We start from the raw sequence: 20,060 nt of genomic DNA, 5'->3' as shown, positions 1-20,060 counted from the left end.
AATGCGCTACCGACGCCTCGTTCGCCGCTATGACCGCAAGGGCGATCACTTCGAAGCCTTCGCCACCATCGCCAGCACCCTGATCTGCTACCGCCCCCTCACCAAATGAGATACGCCCTAAGGCCAGCCCCTCAAGCATCGGACGCGCCTGCCCTGCAAACGCCTGAAGAGAAGGCCGACCAGAACCAGGATCGCCTTGCCGGCTGCGTAACGGATCAACTGAACGCAATCCGTAACGCCAACGGGAGCCCCGACATCGCCGGCAGAGCTGTGTCCGGTCTCGGGACCTGCATGGCACATCGAGCCCGGGCGGCGGTCTGGCGGCCCCTGACTCCCGGACGATACGTGAGTTGCGCGGTGAAATCGGTTGTTGCATGTCGTGGGGCCGCCGAACATGGGCGATGTGAGCCGAAGCCTGCGAACAGATCCCCGGTCCCGCCAGGCGCTCCGTCGCGCTCCGGGGCCAGATCGGGTGCGGATCCACGTTCATGCACCGCGACCTGGATTCGTGCATCCGGCAAGCGGACGTGACGTTCGTGAGGTGCTGGAGGCCATCGGGGCTTCCGCATGGTACGGGCTACGCGTCATCGAGTTGCGGCAGACCGAGGACTTCGACCCCGGACTGGTGGTCTACGGCAAGACCAGAGCACCAGGCGAGGTCTTCCTCTACGAACAACCGGCACACGAGGCGGCACGGCTGCGAGACTTCATGCGATTTGACGTACTGCTGCACGAGCTTGGCCATCATCTGCTCCAACACCGTGCCCGGAAGGTGGGCAATATACAGCGACGATCGGACCATGAACGATTCGCCGAAACCTGTGTTGCCCAGTGGAAGCCCGTTGTCCAGGCTGCGCTCAACACCCCGCATCAACAGCGCGCTGACGCACCGCCCGCCCGCGCGAGCCACTTCGATCCCTCACCCTGACGCACTGATGATCGTCTGGCCGTATGTGTCACCCGCGTCCCGAGACCCAACCCATCTAGCCGCTATCAAACCCGGGGCGGTTCACTGGGAGTTGTCCACCGCCGCTGCGGTCCAGCTTGTCTTGTGCGGGTCGATGCCGATGACGACCTTGCTTGTCATCCGTCTCCTCTCCTCGTCCACGGGATGGTGACGGGGCGAGAAGGGCACACCGACTTTCAGCAGCACAGGCCTCTCTCAAGCCACTCCACGCCAGCGGCGGTGGCCGGGACACAGGCCGAAGAAAAGCCAGCCCACAGGCGGCAGGTGTGAAGCGAGCGACCCAGACCACCGCCCTGAAGATCCTGGCTGCAGACCATGACCTCCAGCCACCATGAAGCAAGTCGGTGTGAATGTCGAGCTCGCGCATCGTCACCCTTCAACCGATGCCATCTGATGTCGTCGCGTGCGCCTCGATCACCGTCGAAGGTCGCCCAACGGCGGTCGGCGTCAGAGCCCTTGGTGACTTCTTGCTGACGCAGTGTTCAACGGGTCCCAGCATCGGCCGGTCCTGGAGCCAGGATCTTCAAGGCGGTGGTCGCGACCGGGAACTCGTCGCCATGGCACTTCCCCGAGCAAGGCCACGTGTGCTGCGTGTGGGGTTGACGCAGCCAACACACCAGCATATCGTTTTTCGATATCCATATCGTTTCCCGATATGCTGGAGGATGTCATGGAGCAAACGTGGCTGGGCACATGGCTGCGGCGGCTGCGCGCCACGGCAACTTTCGTGCATATCACCGCGCCGTGCGTGGCGGCGGCCCTGCTGGTGATGGCTTTCATCCCGCGGTCGCCGGTGATGCTGGAACTGCCGACCGACTTGCTGTCCGGGCTGGACGGTGTGGGCGGCGTCGTACCGGGCGTTGTTGTTGACCCGGCGGGCCAGCTCGTTTTCACGATCACCGACCCGTCGCTCGCGCAGCGGATGATGTATCTGGCGACCACTCTACCGGGCCTGTTCCTCATGGCTGAGATCGCGCGACGGATGGCGAAGCTGCTGCGGGCCGCGGAGGACAGCGATCCGTTCACCGTACAGACCGCTCGCGAGTTGACCGTCGTCGCGAAGATCACCGCGTTCGGCGGGCTGGGCGTGTGGGCGGCGAGCGTTGCCGCAAGGTGGGCGCTCTCGGCGACCATGCTCACCACCGGCGCGGCAGTCGACGCAAGCCAATCGCTGCTCGGGTGGCTCGCATTCGCGTTCATCTTCGCCGCGTTTGGGCAGCTCATCGCTCGTGGTGTGGCCATGCGTGCCGAATTGGACACGGTTATCTGATGGCCCAGCCCATCGAACATCGGATCACGGTGCGCCTGGACGAGCTCCTCGCTGCCCGAGGCATGACCCTGGTCGAACTGTCCGCCGCGGTCGGCGTGACCGTGGCGAACCTGTCGATCCTGAAGAACGGCCACGCCCGTGCAATCCGCTTCAGCACCTTGACGGCAATCTGCGACACGCTCGGTTGCTCCCCTGGCGACCTGCTCAGCGTCCACAACAAGCAGCCACCCGACTGAAAATCGGAAGGTCGGCGATTCGACCCCGCCCCTGCCACATAGCCTTCGCCGGGCTACAGAGGTCCCCACCTGCGGAAGCGTCGGTGAGGATCTTGCTGTTGGGCCTGCGGCGCATCGATCGCCGTTGGCCGTGGTTGACCGCTCTTGGCCGGTGATCACCGCCACATGTTGCACGTTCGCTGCACGCCGTCCCCACCCCTCACAGGGGCATGTCCCATTGAGTCGCCGTGGCAGAGTGAGTCGCATGCTTGGCAGAGCGGTGCTTGGGGCAGCGATGGCCGCCGTAGGGGGCGCAGGAGCAGTCCTTTTCGCGTATGCGGTCATTCTGGTCGGGGTGAAGGGCCGGCACCCAAGCCAACGAGCGTGGGGCTTGGCTGCCAACCTGCCCCGGACGGCCTTCGCTGCCTACTTCGGCGCTGCTGGGCTTGCCGTGCTGTCGATGGCACACCTCGCTTTGTTCTACCGGGACGAGAGCTGGTTCTGGCTGATCGCGACTCACCAGGCTGCCGTCCTCGTATCTCTTGCAGCCGGGTGGTTCGTAATGCGGACTACCACGAAACCGATGCCGTAGCCGTTCCGGCCACGAGGCCACTGGCCGTCTGCACTCCTAGCGTCCTGCTGCCATCCTCACCGTGGTGGGCGATACTGGGATCGAACCAGTGACCTCTTCGGTGTGTTTCGCTCTAGAGGGGCAGCCGCGCGTCGAGATGCACTTCGCGGGCACGGATGATCAAGTGTTGGTCGACGCCTTTTCCTGACTTGGTGAGCCAGGACCGGTCGGTCGCCGCGTCAGCGACGGCCGCGCGGGTGCTGCGGCGGCGTTGGATCGTCCGGTGGTGCCGGTGGTAACTCTTCCAACACTTCGTCCGCCCGCTTCGGCTGCTTCGGGCCGAACCCGTAACGCACCAGCCAGAACGCGATGAGCGCCCCAATGACGACGATCAAAAAGACGCATGCTATCCCCCCGGTGATGCCCATATCGCGAAATTATCGTGTTGTGCACCGCAGGGACTCGGTTTCGAGGATGCTCGATCAGGTGGGCGGCGGCCTCGACCAGAGGTGACGACTCGGCCCCGCCGGGTGCGCGCGGATGATGGACTGGTTCGCCGTGTACGCGGCGGTGGTGGGGGGTGGCGGCATCTTCCTCGGAGTGCCGACGAAGAACGGCAGCTGAAGCTGGACGGCACCGACGAGTTCGAGATCAGGGCCGCTCTGTTGCTCGACGTCTGTAGCAGCTACCGCCTGGCATCGGAGGCCAGCTGATTCGACCTGCGCATTACGAGTCAGCCCCCGAACGCTGGTCCACGGCCTGGTCCAAATGCCGGACATGGCGTCCCGGTCCGCCGTCGTCCGCCCATGCTCGCTGGTTTGGCTGCTCGACGGGATCCTGCTCCTGTTCTGATTCGCCAACCCTCACGCCTTGGCTTCGGCGGTCGCCGCCAAACGTCCGCCGCGTGCTGCTGCCCGGGAGCGCCCCTGATCCAGCGCGCTTCTGCGTCGAAGGGGCAAGGGTTACGGAAGTCCGGCAGGCGCGCTGCCGAATCGCCAGATAATGCGGGAGTTAGCCTGCGGTTCATCCCTAGGGGCGGCCGGCGGGCTGATCGAAATGCGGTCGGGAGGGAGCAGCAGTCGGATGAGCACGATGCACGCCGTGAGAGCTCACACCAGAGGCGGGCCGGAGCGGCTCGTGTACGAGGAGGCGCCGCGGCCTGAGCCGGGGCCTGGTGAGGTGTTGGTGGCCGTGAAGGCTGCTTCCATGACACCCACCGAGCTCACCTGGCCGCAGACGTGGACGTACAGTTCGGACGGGTCAGGACCTGAGCGCACTCCGATCATCCCGTCGCATGAGTTCTCCGGAGTCGTCGCGGCGTCCGGGACGGGGGTGGAGAGCCCCGCCGAGGGGGAGGCCGTCTACGGCTTGATCCCTTTCACCCGCGATGGCGCGGCGGCCGAGTACGTCGCCCTGCCCGCGGCCGTCCTGGCGGCCAAACCTGTCACCGTAGACCACGACCACGCTGCAGCGCTCCCACTGGCGGCGTTGAGTGCCTGGCAGGCACTGGTGGACCACGCCGGCCTGCAGGCCGGCCAGCACGTGCTGGTGCAGGGCGGCGCCGGCGGCGTGGGGATCTTCGTGGTGCAGCTCGCGGCCGGTCTCGGTGCTCGTGTGAGCGCCACGGCGGCGGCGGCCGACCTGGAATTCGTCAAGGGTCTGGGTGCCGAGCAGGTTATCGACTATGCGCACGACCGCTTCGAGGATCATGTTCGTGACGTGGACGTGGTGGTTGATCTTGTCGGAGGAGCCACGCAGTCGCGGTCCTGGTCGGTCCTGAAACCGGGCGGTGTCCTGGTCACCCTCGTCACCCCACCCGACCAGCAGGAAGCAGCCCGGCATGGCGTCCGTGGGGTGTACTTCATCGTCGAGCCCAACCAGAACGCGTTGCGTTCCATCGCAGAGCTCGTCGATAACGGCCGGTTAAGGCCAGTGCTGGACCGCGTGCTACCCCTCACTGAGACGCGCTCAGGTTACGAGGCGCTCGAGACGGCCAAACGCCGCGGTAAGGTCGTCATCCACGTCGCTGACTAGTCACTGCCGTCGGTGCCGCTGTGGACGTGCGGCCCGTTGTTCGGTGACGGGGTCCAGTCGACCCGCAGGCCCGGACTAAGCGGGCGGCCTCGCCGTCGGCCGACGGGGGCCAGACGAGGCACGGCCACGTCCGAACCTGCTCACGCCGCCCGGGCCGGGCTCAGGGCACGGATGCGCCCGTCGCGCAGGCCGTAGTAGACGAGGGTGAGCAGTTTGCGGGCCACCCCGACGGTGGCGAGGTTGCGTCCGCGTCGGTCAGCGATGCGGGCGCGGGCGTCGGTCAGCCAGCCGGCGGTGTGCCGAACGCCGTGCGCCGCCTCGACCGGCGCACCAGCGTGGAGCCTTGTTTAGTTATTTGACCGCGGTGCACAACCAGGTCGGACTCGCGGTGCCGTGGGGTGAGCCCGGCCCAGGAGGCCAGCTGCGCCGGGCCGCCGAACCGGTCGACCTCGCCGATCTCGGCGGCGGAAGAGTGGGCCGGAGGTACCACCATGCGAACCACACCACCACGATCGCCGGTGACCCGCTACCGCTGAATCTGCCCAGCTCGCGCTCGTCGGGCGGTGCCCGATGATTCCGGCCCGACCAGCCGAACCGTCGGTCCGGTTCGCCGACGCCGAAGAGATCACCCTCTCAATCTCCTCCTCGATCTTCACGACTCGCTCGAACTACGGCACCCGCCGGTCGCCACCGCCTGGACCGCGTCGGCCCCACGCCGGCTTCCGGCCGACCTCCTTGTCCACCCGAGGAGCGAGCGGTGGTCGGTTGGGTTGCCGCATGGTGCGGGGAGCACCGGGTGGACCTCCTGATCGGCGCACCCGGACCGTCGGAACCCGTACGCGCTCACCGAACGGCCCGGAGTCGCAGTGGCCCTTTGCCTGGTGCCGCCGGTCTTGTTTCGGCGGGTCGGCAGCCCTGGTCACGCGAGCAGCTGGCAAGGTAGAACATTTAGTTCTACACTCTTGTTTATGGAACGCATCGGTGTCCGGGAGCTGAACCAGAACACGAGCCAGGTGTTGGCTCGGGTGAGCGGCGGCGAGACCGTCGAGATCACCGATCGTGGGCACCCGATCGCGCGACTTGTGCCGGTAGGCGACGACCGGTCGATGCTGGCCAAGCTGGTAGCTGCGGGACGGGCCGTTGCCCCGACCGGCGGCGGTCCCGTTCCGCTTCCACCGAAGCTCGGTGACGAGGATGTGGACGTGGCCGCCACGCTCGCCGGAATGCGAGACGAGGAGCGCTGGTGATCTACCTCGATTCCGCCGCCGTCGTCAAGCTGGTTCGGCAGGAGGCATGCACTGCTGACCTTGTCTCCTGGCTCAACACCCACGACGACGTGCCGCTGATCTCCTCCGCTCTCGTCGAGGTGGAGGTGCCCAGAGCGTTGCGCCGATCAGCTCCGCAAGCCTTGATCGGAGTGCCGGCGGCCGTCGGGCGGCTCTTCCGACTGGAGATCGACAATACGATCCGCGCGACTGCAGCAGCGTTCGCCGAGCCGACGCTACGCAGCCTCGACGCCATCCACCTCGCCACCGCCCAGGTTCTGACCAACGAGTCCGGAACAGCACTCATCGCCTTCGTCACCTACGACCGGCGGCTGCTCGAATGCGCCAAGGCCGCAGGATTACCCGTAGCAAGCCCCGGCCAGAACTGACCCGCGACTCCCGACGACGGGCCCCCGGAAGGTGATCTCCCAAAGGCAGGCAGAGTTGCTCGCGTGAGCGAGCCGGCGTGCCGCGCAACGCCCAACTCCAGCCGATCCGGTGTGCGTCCGAGCGCATCCGCCCCGGCCGGTAAGACATTCTCCTGCGTCAACTTGAGATCGACGGCTATTCGGTCGTCGAGGATGCTGCGACAGACATCATCGCGCTCCAACACGCCTCGGCCGGCCGGGGGTGTTTGCCGAGGTCAGCGGTTGGCGAGCAGGGCCCGTGCGACGTCGGCCGGGTCGCTCAGGCGTGGCAGCGGGAGCATGTCACCGCTGTCCGGCTCGGTGGGTGATGGATCGGCGCGGCGTCGTTGCGGGAGCTCGATCGCTGGGCTGCCGTCGAGGCGGAGGCCGGCCGGGGCGTGGCCGGCGGCGCGCAGTGCGGCCAGGGTTTCGGCCTGCGATTTTACGCTGGCGAGCACGGTCGGGGCGAGCCGGACCAGATGCAGGGCCTGCAGCGAGCGGGTGTTGAGGATCTCGGTGAGCAGGGTTTCGTCATCGCTGCGCAGGCAGCAGCCGGCTGGGCGTACCTGAACGCGGCCGTATCGGCGGGCCACGTCGTTGATCAGGTAGGTGAGCGTCTGTGGCACGTGGCCGCCTTCGGCCACCTCGATGATCCGGGCCAGCAGATCCGCCGGGGTGCTTCCGGCGTCGAGTGCACCGCGGATGCTGGCTGGCGAGAAACGCCAGGTCCAGGCGCCGCTGCGGGACTCTGGTGCGGCCGCGCTGTCCAGTAGAGCCAGCAGGTTGGCCGATGGAGTGCCGGTCACCACCGCGGTGAGGTCGTTCTGCAACAGGGCCGTGCCGCGGGACTGGGGCAGCATGGCCTGAGCGTGCCGATGAGTCGCGTCAGCGTCACCAGTCAGCAGGCTACGGCAGAGCCTGGTCGCTGTTCCGTGAGCGAGCAGACCGAGCCGGTGGGCTTCCCGCCAGATGCCGGTGACGTATCGTCGCAGATCCTCGTCGGCCTGGCCGGTCAGGACAGGGCTCTGCCAGGCCAGCCGGTCGGCGAGCGTGCCGGGGTCAGTGGCGTGCCCTTCGGGTAAGACGTCGGCGAGAGTGCGCAGGGTCAGGGCACGTAGACCGGTCAAAATCATCTCCTCGCCCTCGTCCCAGTAGAGGACACGGGAGGAGACCGCGGCGGAGTCGGCCGGGGCGAGCGGGCACGCCGGCATCGCCAGCCAGGTGTCGACGATGTCCAGCAGCTGGTCCGCGGGTTCGGCCGCGGCGAACTCGTCGTAGGCCATCGAGAGGGCCAGACCGGTGTCCGAGGCCTCGGTGAGGCCGCCCGCGGCGAGCAGTTCGATGGTCAGGCGGGCAGGGTCCTCGTCCTGGCCGGACGACTTGGCGATCCGGCGGAGCTCGCGTACGCCGAGACCGCCCGTCTTGAGCAGGGGCACCGGGCCGCCGCTCATGGTTCCGGCGATCGCGGGTATCGCGGCGAGGATCTGCGAGGCGGCGGCTGCGGCCTCCCGTTCGGCGTCCTCGGGCTCGACCGGGGTGGTGGGCACGGCCGGTGGCTGTGGGTCGAACGCAGCGGTGTAGCCCTCCCGCAGCGCGAGGGCGACCTCGCGGGGCATCTCCTCGACGCCCCATGCGGAGCCGACGACGAGACCACGCTCGGCGGCCCACGGCAACGCCACCCCAGCCGAGCCGACCATGATCCCTCCCACATCGAAGGGCTGTGCCGGCCGCAAGGCGAGCGCGGCGAGCCGAGCGCGAACGTCAGCGGGGGCCTGCGCCACGAGCCGGCGCACATTCTCCGGCCGCGCCAGCCAGCCGACCAGCGCAACGATCAACTCGTCCTTGCCGCGGCCCGTGACAGGGATGCCGTACACCTTCGCCAGCCTGCGCAGCTCGGTCATCTTCCGGGCGACGAGCAGCTCGGCAGCGCCGGGTCCGAGGTTCAGCGGGTGCGGCCACATCGGGCTCAGATGTGCCGCCGCGAAGCCGTCGGCGTACGGCCAGATCAGGGCGAGCTCGGTGAGCCGGCGCAGCGCCGCGGCCAGGTCCGCGTCGCCCTCCGGTACGCCCAACAGCGTCGCCAGCCGCGCGGTGGTGCATCCGTCGCCCACCGCTGCGGCGGCCTCGCCCACTTGGAGCTGCGGCAGGGTGAGCAACGCACAGGCAGCCGCCATCGACGACGGGTGAAGCAGCCGTACGGCGAGCTGGTCGGCGGTCTTCGGAGCAGGCACGATGGTCGCGTCGCGACGCTTCGCGACCAGACTGGCGAGCTGCTCCTCGGTCAGGGACCGAAGGTGAGCGGCGAGGGACTGCACCAGGCCAACCTACGACCACCCGCTCTGGCAGGACACGACAGGTACGCCGCCAGGGACTCGAACCCTGAACCTATGGACTCTCGGCGAGCAGGTCGGGTCGGGCTTGATGCGAGGTCACGGGCTGCTGAGGCGCTTCTCGGCTCGGTTCGGATGGCACGGTTGCTGTACTTCGATGCGGCGAGTGGCCACCCGGGCACAAGCTCCCTGCCGAGGTGACGCTGGCGCAGACGTACGACGTAGCGCGCGGCACCGTGCGGACCGCGCTCGACGCGCAGCGCGAGGAAGGCCGGGTAGTAACCTTCACCGGGCGCGGGACGTTCGTCACGCCCGAGGATGACCGGAACCGTTGACACTTGACGGTCGGCTCCCCGGCCGGACCGAGCACCGAGCATTTGGAGCTGCCCGAGCCCGCCGCGACCGTGCACGATGGCGGCAACGCGGCCGGCCCCAATGAACAAGGCGGTGTGCACTGATGACTCCCGAGCTGCCCCGCGACCTGCCGGTGCTCGAACGCCGGGCGGTGCGGCTGGTGGTGCTCGACGCCGCCGAGCGGGTGCTGCTGTTCCACACCCGCGACCCGGAGCACCCCCGCCTCGGCGTCTGGTGGGAGCTGCCCGGCGGCGGGCTCGACGACGGGGAGACGTACCTCGACGCGGCGGTGCGGGAGCTGCGCGAGGAGACCGGGATCGTGGTCCCGCCGGCCGACGTGGGCGCGCCGACCTGGCGGCGGCGGGCCAGCTTCATCCACCGCCAGCGGCGCCACCTGCAGGACGAGGTGATCGTCCCGGTACGGCTGCCGGGGCCGGGACCGGACGTGGACGAGGCGCACCGCCTCGACTACGAGGTGGAGGACTACTTCGGGTTCCGCTGGTGGCCGGTCGCCGAGGTGGTCGCCGACCGGCCGCGCTGCTATCCGGGGCGGCTGCCTGAGCTGCTGCCGGCGTTCCTGGCCGGCGAGGAGATCGACGAGCCGTTCGAGCTGTGGTCATGACGAATCCGCCGGCAACCGGCACAGTGGAGCGGTGAACCCTATCCACGGACCTCTCGCCCACTACGCCGAGCGGCTGCACCGCGCCGCCGGCGACGCGCACCACGTCGCCTCCCCGCTCGGCGCCTGGCTGCTCCTCGCGATCACCGGCCCCGCCGCCACCGGTGACCTGCGCGGCGCGGTGGAGGAGGCGCTCGGCACCGACGTGGACCGCGCCGCCACGGTGGCCCACGCGCTGCTGTCGGCGCCGCACCCGCTGGTCGCCTCGGCCACCGCCCTGTGGGAGCGGACGCCCGCCGAGGGGCTGGCCGGCTGGCGCGCGACGCTGCCGGAGCGGACGCAGACCGGCCCGCTGCCGGACCAGCCAACGCTGGACGCGTGGGCGCGGGAGCACACCGATGGCCTGATCGAGCGGTTCCCGCTCACCGTCACTCCGCAGACCCTGCTGATCCTGGCCAACGCCCTGGCCACCAGGGTGTCCTGGGCGGAGCCGTTCCAGGTGGCGCCCGCCGAGCAGCTCGGCGCGGGCAGCGCCTGGGCGGGCCGGCTGGATCGGGTGCTGCGCGCCCCCGCGTACCGGCACCACTGCGGGATCGCGACCACCGCCCGGGCCGGTGACGTGGCCGTGCACGCCGCGCCCGCCCGGCCGGTGCCCATCGCCGGCGGGGAGGCCGGCCTGCTGGTGGTGTCCGTCGCCGCCGACCCGGACGTGCCGGTGCCGGACGTCCTCGCCGCCGCCCAGGAGCTCGCCGCCGGTGCCGCCACCACCCCGGACGGGATCGGAGCGGGCCAGCGGTCGCTGTTCGACCTGCCGCTGGGCGACACCCCGCTGTGGACGATCCGGGAGGAGCCGGTGCGCACCTTCTCGCCCGACGGTCGGGAGGAGCGGGCGAGCGCCGTGCTGCCGTGCTGGTCGGCGGAGAGCCGGCACGACCTGACGCCGCCCGGGTTCGGCTTCGCCGTCGCCGCGCAGGCGCTCGGGAGGCTCATGGGGGTGGCGGATCCGCGGTACGAGGCGGCCCAGTCGGCGGTGGCCCGCTACGGGCGGTACGGCTTCGAGGCCGCCGCGGTGACCGCGTTCGCCACGCGGACGGCGCTGCCGCCGGAGGGCGTCGCCCGGGTGGCGGAGCTGCGGTTCGGCCACCCGTACGCGGTGGTGGCGGTGGCCACCGACAGCGCGGGCGGGCCGTGGCACGGCCTGCCGGTCTACTCGGCGTGGGTGGCGCAGCCGCAGGAACTGCCCGAGGACGAGCTGGCGGATCCGCCGGCACGGTGGTGAGCCCGGGGCCTCCGGAGGCCCCGCGCGCGACGCGCGTAAGAAGCAAGGGCCCTTCTCCACTGGAGGCGTGGAGAAGGGCCCTTGTGTCAGGCCGCGACCGGCTCCCGTTCGGCGGCCCGGGCGGCGAGTCGGCGTTCCCGCTCCTGGGCGCCGATCAGGTCGTCCGGGAGCGAGTCATCCACCTCGAGGTCGAACCGGCGCAGCAGCCGGATCGCGAACCCGCCGAGGGTGACCAGCACGAGGGCCAGCCCGAAGCAGACGTACGCGAAGCCGATGCCCCGGCCGGGACCGGTGCCGATCACCGCGCCCACCGACCCGGCGAGCGCCCCGCCCGGGGCGAGCATCGGCTCGAACAGGGCGGTGGCGCCCGGCGCGAGCAGCGCGAACCCGATGGGCAGGGTGGACCAGGCGATGGTCTGGTTGAGGCTGAACACCCGGCCGTGGAATCGCTGCGGCACCTTGACCTGGACGATGGTCGCGTAGATCGACTGCGCGGTGGTCATCGCCATGGCCAGCCAGCACATGCCGACGCAGATCATCACCAGCGAGGCGTCCAGGCCGATCAGCATGCAGCCGATCGCGGTGCCGAGGTTGGCCACGAGCACACCGATCATCCGCCGCCGGCGCGGGCCGCCCCAGAGCGACATGAGCACGCCGCCGGCGATCGCACCGACCGCCTCGGCCAACGCCACCTGGGCCACCTGGGTCGGGGTGCCGAAGGAGAGCACCAGCGGGGTGGTGAGCACCAGGGCGGGGGCCAGGAAGATGTTGCCCAGCGCGAAGTAGCCGAGCATCAGCCGGAAGCCCTTGTGCTGCCAGGAGTAGCGCAGGCCGTTGGCGATGGCCACCAGGAGCCGTTCCCGGGGCCGCCAGCCGAGCAGGTCGGGGAAGCGGACCACGGCCAGGGTGGCCACCGCGACCACGTAGCTGGCCACGTCGACGAGCAGGATGCCCTTCAGCTCGATCGCGGCGAGCAGGCCGGCCGCGAAGACCGGCATGAGCAGGGTGGCGACGCCGGTGGAGAGCTGGGTGATGCCCATCGCGTGGCCGAGGTAGCGCTTCGGCACCAGCTGCGGCACCGCCGACTGGAACGCGATCCGTTGGAACGACCCGGCCACGGAGCTGAGCGCCACCAGGAGGTAGATGTGCCAGAGGACCAGGTTGTCGGTCCACAGCAGCACGGCCAGGACCAGCTGGATCGATCCGGCGATGGAGCTGGCCAGCATCATGATCCGGCGTCGGCTGACCCGGTCGACGATCGCGCCGGCCACCGGGAGCATCAGCACGCCGCAGATCAGGGCGAGCGCCCAGAGCAGGCCGAGGTCGGTCACCGACCCGGTCCGGTTGAACAGCCAGATGGGGAGGGCGAACGCGGTCAGCGCGGAGCCGGTGCTGGAGACGAGCTGCCCGACGGTGACCGACAGGAAGCGACCCATGCTCGGCTTGACGGTGGCCTTGGCCGGCCCTTCCGCCGCGCCCACCCGCTGGTGGTCGAGGACCGCCCAGCCGGCGTCCTCGCCCCGCGCCTCGGGGGTGAGCGCCGTGACGTCCCCGGCGACCACCGCCGGGTGGACCCGGGTGACGATCTCGGCCAGCTCCTCGGCGCGGTACTTAAGGAAGAAGTGGCCGGCCTGGTCGAGGACCACCAGCCCGAGGGTGTCGCTGAGGAACTGCCACTCGGCGTACCGCTCGCGGTAGTAGTCGGTGACCGGGTCCTCGGAGCCGACGACCGAGACGATCGGGGCGCGCAGCTTCGTCGCCCGCTGGTCGAGCAGGCGGGTGAAGTACTCCTCGGAGGCGCGGGAGTCGGCGCGCATGTTGCTGATGATCCGGTCGGCCTGCTCCGGGTCCAGCTCGTCGGTGTCGACGCCCATCGACTTGAGCCAGCTCGCGTAGTGCTTGTTGCTGCGGAGCTGCTCCAGCCGGTTGCGCATGGTGGCGAAGAGGCCCTTGGGGCGGGCGAACGGGAACATCGCGCCGATGTAGACGGCCTCGAGGTCCCGCCCGGCCGCCTCGACCTTGCGGGCCACCTCGGCGACGATGGCGCTGCCGACACCGCAGTGGCCGTAGAGCGCGATCGGTCCGTCGACCCGCTCGAGGATCTCGTCGGCGACCCGGGTGGTCAGCTCGTCGAAGGGCAGCGCGTCCTCGCTGAGGCCGACGTCGTGCCCGGGGATGGCCAGCGACCACAGGGCGTGTCCGGCCGGCAGGGCGTCGGCGAGTGGCTGGTAGACGATGGCGCTGCCGCCGCCGTAGGGGACGCAGACGTAGGACAGCACCCGCTTGCCGGCGGGGATCGGCTTGGTCAGCTCGTAGAGCAGCCGGCGGGGCCCCTCCTCGCCGCCGTCGCCGGAGATGAACGCGGCGAGGTCGCGGATGGTCCGCTGCTGGAACAGGTCCATCACGCCGACCGGCCGGCCGCCGAGCTCGGCCTTGCGGATCTTCGCGACGACCTGGGTGGCGAGCATGGAGTGCCCGCCCAGGTCGAAGAAGTCGTCGTCGATGCCGAGGGTGTCGATGCCCAGCACCTCGGACCAGATGGCGGCGAGCGTCCGTTCGGTGTCGTCGCGCGGCTCGACCAGCGCCACCGACGCCTCGCGGGTGACCACGGGCGCGGGCAGCGCCTTGCGGTCGAGCTTCCCGTTGGGGGTCAGCGGCAGCGCGTCCAGGGTGACGAACGCGGCCGGCACCATGTACTCCGGCAGGGTGTCCTTGAGCGCGGTCTTCAGCGCGGTGTGCTCCGCGGGCCCGATCAGGTAGGCGGTGAGCCGCTTGTCGCCGGGGCTGTCCTCGCGGACGATCACCGCCGCCTCGGTCACCCCGGGCTGCTCGAGCAGCGCGCTTTCGATCTCGCCCAGCTCGATTCGCAGGCCGCGGAGCTTGACCTGGTGGTCGATCCGGCCGAGGAACTCGATGACGCCGGTCTCCCCCGCCGTGTCGGTCACCCAGCGGGCCAGGTCGCCGGTGCGGTAGAGCCGGGCGCCGGGCTCGCCGGAGAACGGGTCGGGGATGAACTTTTCGGCGGTCAGCGCCGGCCGGCGGTGGTAGCCGCGGGCCAGCCCGACGCCGCCGATGTGGAGTTCACCGGCGACGCCCACGGGGCATTCGTGGCCGGCCGGGTCGAGCACGTGCAGGCGCAGGTTGGCGATCGGCGCGCCGATCGGGACGCCGGTGAGCCCGGCCAGCTGCGCCGGGTCGCAGGGCCAGGCGGTGACGTCGATGGCCGCCTCGGTGGGGCCGTAGAGGTTGTGCAGCCCGCACCAGGGCAGCCGGGCGGTGAAGTCGACGGCGGAGGCCAGCGGCAGTTCCTCGCCGGAGCAGATGACCCGGCGCAGCGCGGTGGCCGCCTCGATGCCCTCCTCGGCGAGGAAGACGGTGAGCATCGACGGCACGAAGTGCGCGGTGGTGATCCGTTCGGCGACCAGCAGATCGCGCAGGTAGCCGGCGTCCTTGTGGCCGCCCGGCTTGGCCAGCACCAGGCGGGCGCCCTCGCGCAGCGGCCAGAAGAACTCCCACACCGACACGTCGAAGCTGGCCGGGGTCTTCTGCAGCACCGCGTCGTCGGCGCCGAGGCGGTACGTCTTCTGCATCCAGTCGAGCCGGTTGACGATGCCCCGGTGGGTGTTCGGCACTCCCTTGGGCCGGCCGGTGGAGCCGGAGGTGTAGATGACGTACGCCAGGTGCTCGGGGCCGGCGGACGGCTTCGGGTTCGTGGTGGGCTGGTCGGCCCAGGCGGACGGGTCGTCCAGGGCGAGGACGGTGGCGGCGGTGTCCGGCAGCACGTCGCGCAGGTGCGCCTGGATCAGCACCACGGGCGCGTCGGCGTCGGTGACCATGAAGGCCAGCCGGTCCGCCGGGTACTCCGGGTCCAGCGGCAGGTACGCGCCGCCGGCCTTGAGCACGCCGAGCAGGCCGGCGACCAGTTCGACGGAGCGTTCCGCGCAGACGCCGACCAGGGTCTCCGGGCCGACGCCGGCGGCGCGCAGCCGGTGCGCGATCCGGTTGGCGGCGGCGTTCAGCTCGGCGTACGTCAGGCTGTGCCCGTCGATGGTGACGGCGACCGCGTCCGGGGTGGCGGCGGCGCGCTCCTCGACGGGGCCGTGCAGGGTCTGTGTACGCGGGAAGTCGGCGGTGGTGTCGTTCCACGCCGCCAGCAGCGCCCGTTCCGGCGCGGGCAGCAGCTCCAGCCGGGAGACTGGGGTGTCCGGCGCGGCGACGATCGCGGCCAGCAGGGTGGTCCAGCGCCGGGCCATCCGTTCGACGGTGTCGCGGGTGAACAGGTCGGTGTTGAAGACCAGCTTGCCCCAGAGCCCGTCGACGGTCTCCACCGCGTGCAGCTCGAAGTCGAAGCGGGTGGCCCGCAGCTCCATCGGCGTCCACTCGAAGCTGACCTCGTCGGACCCGGAGACGCCGGTGAACCGGCCCATCTCGTAGTTCTGCAGGACGAACATGGCCTGGAACACCGGGGACCGGCTGACGTCCCGAGGCAGCCCCAGCTCGTGGACCACCTTGGCGAACGGCACCTCGGCGTGCTCGAAGCCGTCCAGCACGCTGCGCCGGGTGCGCTCCAGCAGCTCGCGGAAGGTGGGGTCGCCGGCCAGCTCGGCGCGCAGCGGCAGCATGTTGATGAACATGCCGACCAGGTTCTCCAGCTCCGGCGCGGAGCGGCCGGCCACCGACGCGCCGACGGCGAAGTCGTCCTGGCCGGCGTGCCGGGCCAGCAGCACCTGGTAGGCGGCGAGCAGCGTCATGAACAGGGTGCCGCCGCTGTCCCGGGTGAGGTCGTTGAGCCGTTCGGTGGCCGCCGGGTCGAGCTGGAACTCGACGAAGTCGCCCCGGTAGGTCTGGGTGGCCGGACGGGGCCGGTCCAGCGGCAGCTCCAGCGGGGTGATCGCGGCGAGCCGCTGCTTCCAGTAGTCGACGTGCGCCCGGGCCTGCGGGCCGTCCAGCTCCCGCGCCTCCCAGACCGCGAAGTCGCCGTACTGGACGGGCAGGGTGGGCGGTTCGCCGCCCCGGTACCGGGTGATCAGGTCCCGCAGCAGCACGTCCACCGACCAGCCGTCCCCGACGATGTGGTGCATGCCGAGGAAGAGCACGTGGTCGTCGTCAGCCAGCCGGACCAGCAGGGCGCGCAGCAGCGGACCGTGCGCCAGGTCGAACGGCTCGGCGGCGGCCGACTCGACCAGGGCCTGCGCGGTCGTCTCGTCCGGGGCGTCCACGATGGTCAGCGGCACCTCGACGGTCTCCTCCACCACCACGGTGGGGCGCCCGTCGGCGTCGGCCGGGAAGCGGGTCCGCAGCGACTCGTGCCGGGCGGTCAGCGCGGCCAGGGCGGCGCGCAGCGCGGCCACGTCGAGCGGGCCGCGCACCCGCAGCGGCACCGCGATGTGGTAGGCCGCCTCGCCCGGAGCGAGCTGGTCCATGAACCAGACCCGCTCCTGGGCGTACGACAGCGGCACCTCGGCGTCGGCGGGCCGGGGCGTGATCCGGGCCGCGGGGGCGGCCTGCCGGGCGCGCAGCCGTTTGGCGATCAGCGCCTGCCGGGCCGCCTCCCGGGTCGGATCCTTCAGGTCGGTCATCAGCTGCTTTCCTCTTCCGCCGCGAGCAGCGCGGCGACCTCGGTGTCGGAGAGCCCGTCGAGTTCGGCGGCGATCCGCTCCTCGATCTGGGCGGCCAGGTCCGCCACCACGGGGCTGCTGAACAGCGCCCGCATGGGCAGTTCGACGTCCACCTCGGCCCGGATGCGGGCCATCGCCCGCATGCCGCGCAGCGAGTTGCCGCCGAGGGCGAAGAAGTCGTCCAGGGCGCCGACCTTCTCCACCTGGAGGATCTCGGCGTACACCTCGGCGACCAGGGACTCGGCCTCGGTGCGCGGGGCGACGTAGCTGTCCTCGGCCGGGACGGCGGTGGCCGGGGCGGGCAGCGCGGCCCGGTCCAGCTTGCCGTTCGGGGTCAGGGGCAGCGTGTCGAGCCGGACCAGGGCCGCCGGGATCAGGTGGGTGGGCAGTTCCCGGGCCAGTTCGGCCCGGACGGAGTCCTCGTGGGCCGGGCCGACCAGGTAGCCGACCAGCATCGGTTCGCCCGAGTCGGTACGCACCGCCGCGGCGGCCGCCCGGACGTCCGGGTGGGCCAGCAGGGCCGCCTCCACCTCGCCCAGCTCGATCCGCATGCCGCGCACCTTGACCTGGTCGTCGCGGCGGCCCAGGTACTCCAGCGTGCCGTCGGGGCGCCAGCGGGCCAGGTCGCCGGTGGCGTACATCCGCTCCCCGGGCGGGCCGTACGGGCAGGGCAGGAAGCGCTCGGCGGTGAGGCCGGGCCGGCGCAGGTAGCCGCGGGCGAGCTGGGTGCCGGCGACGTACAGCTCGCCGACCACGCCCGGCGGGACCGGCTGCAGGGCCGCGTCGAGCAGCAGCGCCCGGGTGTTCCAGGTGGGCGTGCCGATCGGCACCGGCCCGGCCGGGACCGGCTCGCCCGGGGCGATCCGGGCGGCGACGCAGCCGACGGTGGCCTCGGTCGGGCCGTACTCGTTGATCACCGCGACGTCCGGGTGCGCGGCCCGCCACCCGGCGAGCTGCTCGCCGGTGAGCGCCTCGCCGCCGATCACCAGATCGACGGTGGGCGACAGCTCGCCGTCGAGCAGCGGCAGGTGGCTCGGGGTGACCTTGAGGAAGGTGGGCCGGCCGCCGACCCGGGCCGCCGGCTCGTCGATCGCGGCGAGCCGGACCGTCCCGCCGGCGGTGAGCGTGCCGAGCAGGCCGGTGACGGTGAGGTCGAAGGAGACCGGTGAGGGCAGCAGCGCCGTGCCGGCCAGGCCCGGGTAGGTGTGCCGGGCCCAGGCCAGGTAGGCGGTCACCGCACGGTGCTCCACCACCACCCCCTTGGGACGGCCGGTGGAGCCGGAGGTGTAGAGCACGTACGCCGGGTGCTCGGGGCGCAGCGGGGCGAGCCGGTCGGCGTCGGTGAGGTCGTCGTCGGCCTGGTCCGAACCCACCTCCCCGTCCAGCACCAGCGCGCCGGCCGGCACCAGGCCCGCGGTCTCCGGGGTAGCCACCACGAGGGCCGGCTCGGCGTCGTCCAGCAGGTACGCGATCCGCCCGGCCGGGTAGGCGGTGTCCACCGGGACGTAGGCCGCACCGGACTTGAGCACCGCGAGGATGGCCACCAGCAGCTCGCAGGAGCGGGGCACGGCGAGCGCGACCCGGGCCTCCGGGCCGGCGCCCCGGGCCACCAGCAGCCGGGCCAGCCGGTTCGCGGCGGTGTTCAGCTCGGCGTAGGTCAGCGGCACGCCGTCGCAGACCAGCGCGGTGGCGTCCGGCGTGGCGGCGGCCTGCCGCTGCACCTCGTCGACCACGGTGGCCGGCGGCACCTCGTGCGCGGTGTCGTTCCAGGCGTCCAGCACCAGGTCCCGCTCGGCATCGGCGAGCAGCGGCAGCGCGGCGACCCGCCGCTGCGGGTCGGCGACGGCGGCGGCGAGCAGCCGGACGTACCGGTCGACGACCGCCTCGGCGGTGCCGCGGTCGAACAGCGCCGTGCGGTAGACCAGCCGGCTCTCGCCGGTGGTGATGTCGAACGCCAGGTCGTCCTTGGTGGTGCCCAGCTCCACCGGGTCCAGGCCGGAGTCGGGGATGAAGTTCAGCGCGGTCTGGAAGATCGGCTGCACGGACGGGTCGCGCTGCGGGTCGACCGCCTCGACGATCTTCTGGAACGGGGTCTGTCCGTGCTCCATCGCGTCGACCAGGCCGTCCCGCACCCGGCCGAGCAGTTCGGCGAAGGTCGGGTCGCCGGAGACGTCGCAGCGCAGCGCCACCGGGTTGACGAACATGCCGATCAGCGGGGCCAGCTCGGCGCTGTCGCGGCCGGCGGTGGAGACCCCGACCACCACGTCGGTGTCGCCGGAGATCCGGGACAGCAGCGCCGCGAAGCCGGCCAGCAGCACCATGTACGGCGTGGCCGCCGCGCCGGTCGCGAGGGCGCCGACCCGGTCGAGCAGCCCCTCGGGCAGGTCGAACCGCACCTCGTCTCCGGCGAAGCCGAGCTGGGCCGGGCGGGGCCGGTCCAGCGGCAGGCCGGTCACCGCCGGCGCGCCGGCCAGGTGGCCGGTCCAGAAGGCGAGCTGGCGGTCCAGCTCCGCGCCGGTGAGCTGGTCGCGCTGCCAGACGGCGAAGTCGGCGTACTGGATGGGCAGCTCGGGCACGGCGGGCTCGGCGTCGGTCAGCGCGGCCGCGCTGAACGCGCCGAGTTCCTGGTGGAACAGCACCGCCGAGTGGCTGTCGAAGACGGCGTGGTGCACCACGAACGCCAGCGCCCAGGTGTCGTCGAGGCGGATCAGCCGGGCCCGCCACAGCGGCGGGCCGTCCAGCGGGATCGGGTTACGCGCCAGCTCCGTGCGGATCGCCTCGAACGCCGCGAGGCGTTCGGCCTCCGGCAGGTGCCGCAGGTCGTCGGTGGGGATCGGGACGGGCTCGTGGGCCCGCACCACCTGCACCAGGGCGCCGTCGTCGACGCGCAGGTGGGTGCGGAGCGCCTCGTGCCGGGCCACCACCTGGTTGACGACGTGGGCTGCGGTGTCCGCGTCGATCCCGGCCGGGAAGCGCCACGGGACGGAGACGTTGTAGACCGGCGAGTGGGCGTCGAGCTGGTTGGCCACCCACACCCGCTCCTGGGCGAAGGAGGCCGGGAAGGTCCATTCCTGAGTCATCGCTGTGGTCTCCCGTTCGCGGCTGCGGGGCTCCGCTCCGCCGCACTCCTC

Annotated in this window: 13 protein-coding genes and 1 pseudogene; 9 read left to right on the top strand and 5 right to left on the bottom strand. The window is 71.2% G+C overall.

Features of this window, described 5'->3' with window-relative positions:
* Positions 1 to 541: 541 nt before the first annotated feature.
* The 3 genes from ABZ783_RS33165 (at position 542) to ABZ783_RS33155 (ending at position 2,473) form a co-directional block, all read left to right on the top strand.
* Positions 542 to 928 carry a hypothetical protein gene (locus ABZ783_RS33165; protein WP_357445621.1) on the top strand — a complete coding sequence of 129 codons (387 nt, stop codon included), beginning with the start codon at positions 542 to 544 and terminating at the stop codon, positions 926 to 928.
* A gap of 694 nt (positions 929 to 1,622) precedes the next feature.
* Positions 1,623 to 2,237, top strand: a complete 615-nt coding sequence (locus tag ABZ783_RS33160) for a hypothetical protein (RefSeq protein WP_357445618.1) — start codon at positions 1,623 to 1,625, stop codon at positions 2,235 to 2,237.
* Positions 2,237 to 2,473, top strand: coding sequence for a helix-turn-helix transcriptional regulator (locus tag ABZ783_RS33155; protein WP_357445615.1), 237 nt, complete (start codon positions 2,237 to 2,239; stop codon positions 2,471 to 2,473). The genes ABZ783_RS33160 and ABZ783_RS33155 overlap by 1 nt, the downstream gene beginning before the upstream one ends.
* Positions 2,474 to 3,262: 789 nt before the next feature.
* Here the strand turns inward: ABZ783_RS33155 and ABZ783_RS33150 are convergent.
* The gene (locus ABZ783_RS33150) at positions 3,263 to 3,451 is read right to left on the bottom strand and encodes a hypothetical protein (protein ID WP_357445612.1); all 189 of its coding nucleotides are present in this window, start codon (positions 3,449 to 3,451) and stop codon (positions 3,263 to 3,265) included.
* Between the two features lie 574 nt (positions 3,452 to 4,025).
* Here ABZ783_RS33150 and ABZ783_RS33145 point away from each other — a divergent pair.
* Complete coding sequence (locus ABZ783_RS33145) at positions 4,026 to 5,057, top strand: NADP-dependent oxidoreductase (protein WP_357445609.1); 1,032 nt, start codon at positions 4,026 to 4,028, stop codon at positions 5,055 to 5,057.
* 280 nt (positions 5,058 to 5,337) lie between these two features.
* Here ABZ783_RS33145 and ABZ783_RS33140 read toward each other — a convergent pair whose 3' ends face one another.
* A complete protein-coding gene (locus tag ABZ783_RS33140; protein ID WP_357445624.1) occupies positions 5,338 to 5,550 on the bottom strand; it encodes a transposase in 213 nt (70 codons plus the stop codon).
* A gap of 475 nt (positions 5,551 to 6,025) precedes the next feature.
* Here ABZ783_RS33140 and ABZ783_RS33135 point away from each other — a divergent pair, with 475 nt between their 5' ends.
* Together ABZ783_RS33135 and ABZ783_RS33130 are read left to right on the top strand one after the other, a co-directional pair.
* Positions 6,026 to 6,304 (top strand): type II toxin-antitoxin system prevent-host-death family antitoxin, encoded by a 279-nt coding sequence (locus tag ABZ783_RS33135; protein ID WP_357445606.1) that lies wholly within the window; start codon positions 6,026 to 6,028, stop codon positions 6,302 to 6,304.
* Positions 6,301 to 6,711, top strand: a complete 411-nt coding sequence (locus ABZ783_RS33130; protein ID WP_357445603.1) for a type II toxin-antitoxin system VapC family toxin — start codon at positions 6,301 to 6,303, stop codon at positions 6,709 to 6,711. Before ABZ783_RS33135 ends, ABZ783_RS33130 begins: the two co-directional genes overlap by 4 nt.
* Positions 6,712 to 6,965: 254 nt before the next feature.
* On the opposite strand, the gene ABZ783_RS33125 is transcribed toward ABZ783_RS33130, so the two are convergent.
* Positions 6,966 to 9,044 (bottom strand): helicase-associated domain-containing protein, encoded by a 2,079-nt coding sequence (locus tag ABZ783_RS33125; RefSeq protein ID WP_357445600.1) that lies wholly within the window; start codon positions 9,042 to 9,044, stop codon positions 6,966 to 6,968.
* A gap of 179 nt (positions 9,045 to 9,223) precedes the next feature.
* On the opposite strand from ABZ783_RS33125, the pseudogene ABZ783_RS33120 reads away from it, so the two are divergent.
* The 3 genes and pseudogenes from ABZ783_RS33120 to ABZ783_RS33110 all read left to right on the top strand — a co-directional run.
* Positions 9,224 to 9,394, top strand: a pseudogene (locus ABZ783_RS33120) (GntR family transcriptional regulator); the annotation flags it as partial.
* A 122-nt stretch (positions 9,395 to 9,516) separates the two neighbouring features.
* A complete protein-coding gene (locus ABZ783_RS33115) occupies positions 9,517 to 10,035 on the top strand; it encodes an NUDIX domain-containing protein (RefSeq protein WP_357445597.1) in 519 nt (172 codons plus the stop codon).
* Between the two features lie 31 nt (positions 10,036 to 10,066).
* On the top strand, positions 10,067 to 11,311 hold the full coding sequence (locus tag ABZ783_RS33110; protein WP_357445594.1) for a hypothetical protein: 1,245 nt from the start codon (positions 10,067 to 10,069) through the stop codon (positions 11,309 to 11,311).
* A gap of 86 nt (positions 11,312 to 11,397) precedes the next feature.
* Here the strand turns inward: ABZ783_RS33110 and ABZ783_RS33105 are convergent, their stop codons facing one another.
* Together ABZ783_RS33105 and ABZ783_RS33100 are read right to left on the bottom strand one after the other, a co-directional pair.
* On the bottom strand, positions 11,398 to 16,890 hold the full coding sequence (locus ABZ783_RS33105; RefSeq protein ID WP_357445591.1) for an amino acid adenylation domain-containing protein: 5,493 nt from the start codon (positions 16,888 to 16,890) through the stop codon (positions 11,398 to 11,400).
* A complete protein-coding gene (locus ABZ783_RS33100; protein WP_357445588.1) occupies positions 16,890 to 20,009 on the bottom strand; it encodes an amino acid adenylation domain-containing protein in 3,120 nt (1,039 codons plus the stop codon). The genes ABZ783_RS33105 and ABZ783_RS33100 overlap by 1 nt, the downstream gene beginning before the upstream one ends.
* Between the last annotated feature and the right edge of the window lie 51 nt (positions 20,010 to 20,060).

Origin of the sequence: Micromonospora sp. NPDC047738, from assembly GCF_040642675.1 — a bacterium.
In the GTDB taxonomy this organism is placed as follows: Bacteria; Actinomycetota; Actinomycetes; order Mycobacteriales; family Micromonosporaceae; genus Micromonospora.
This window is presented reverse-complemented; position numbering and strand designations above follow the sequence as displayed.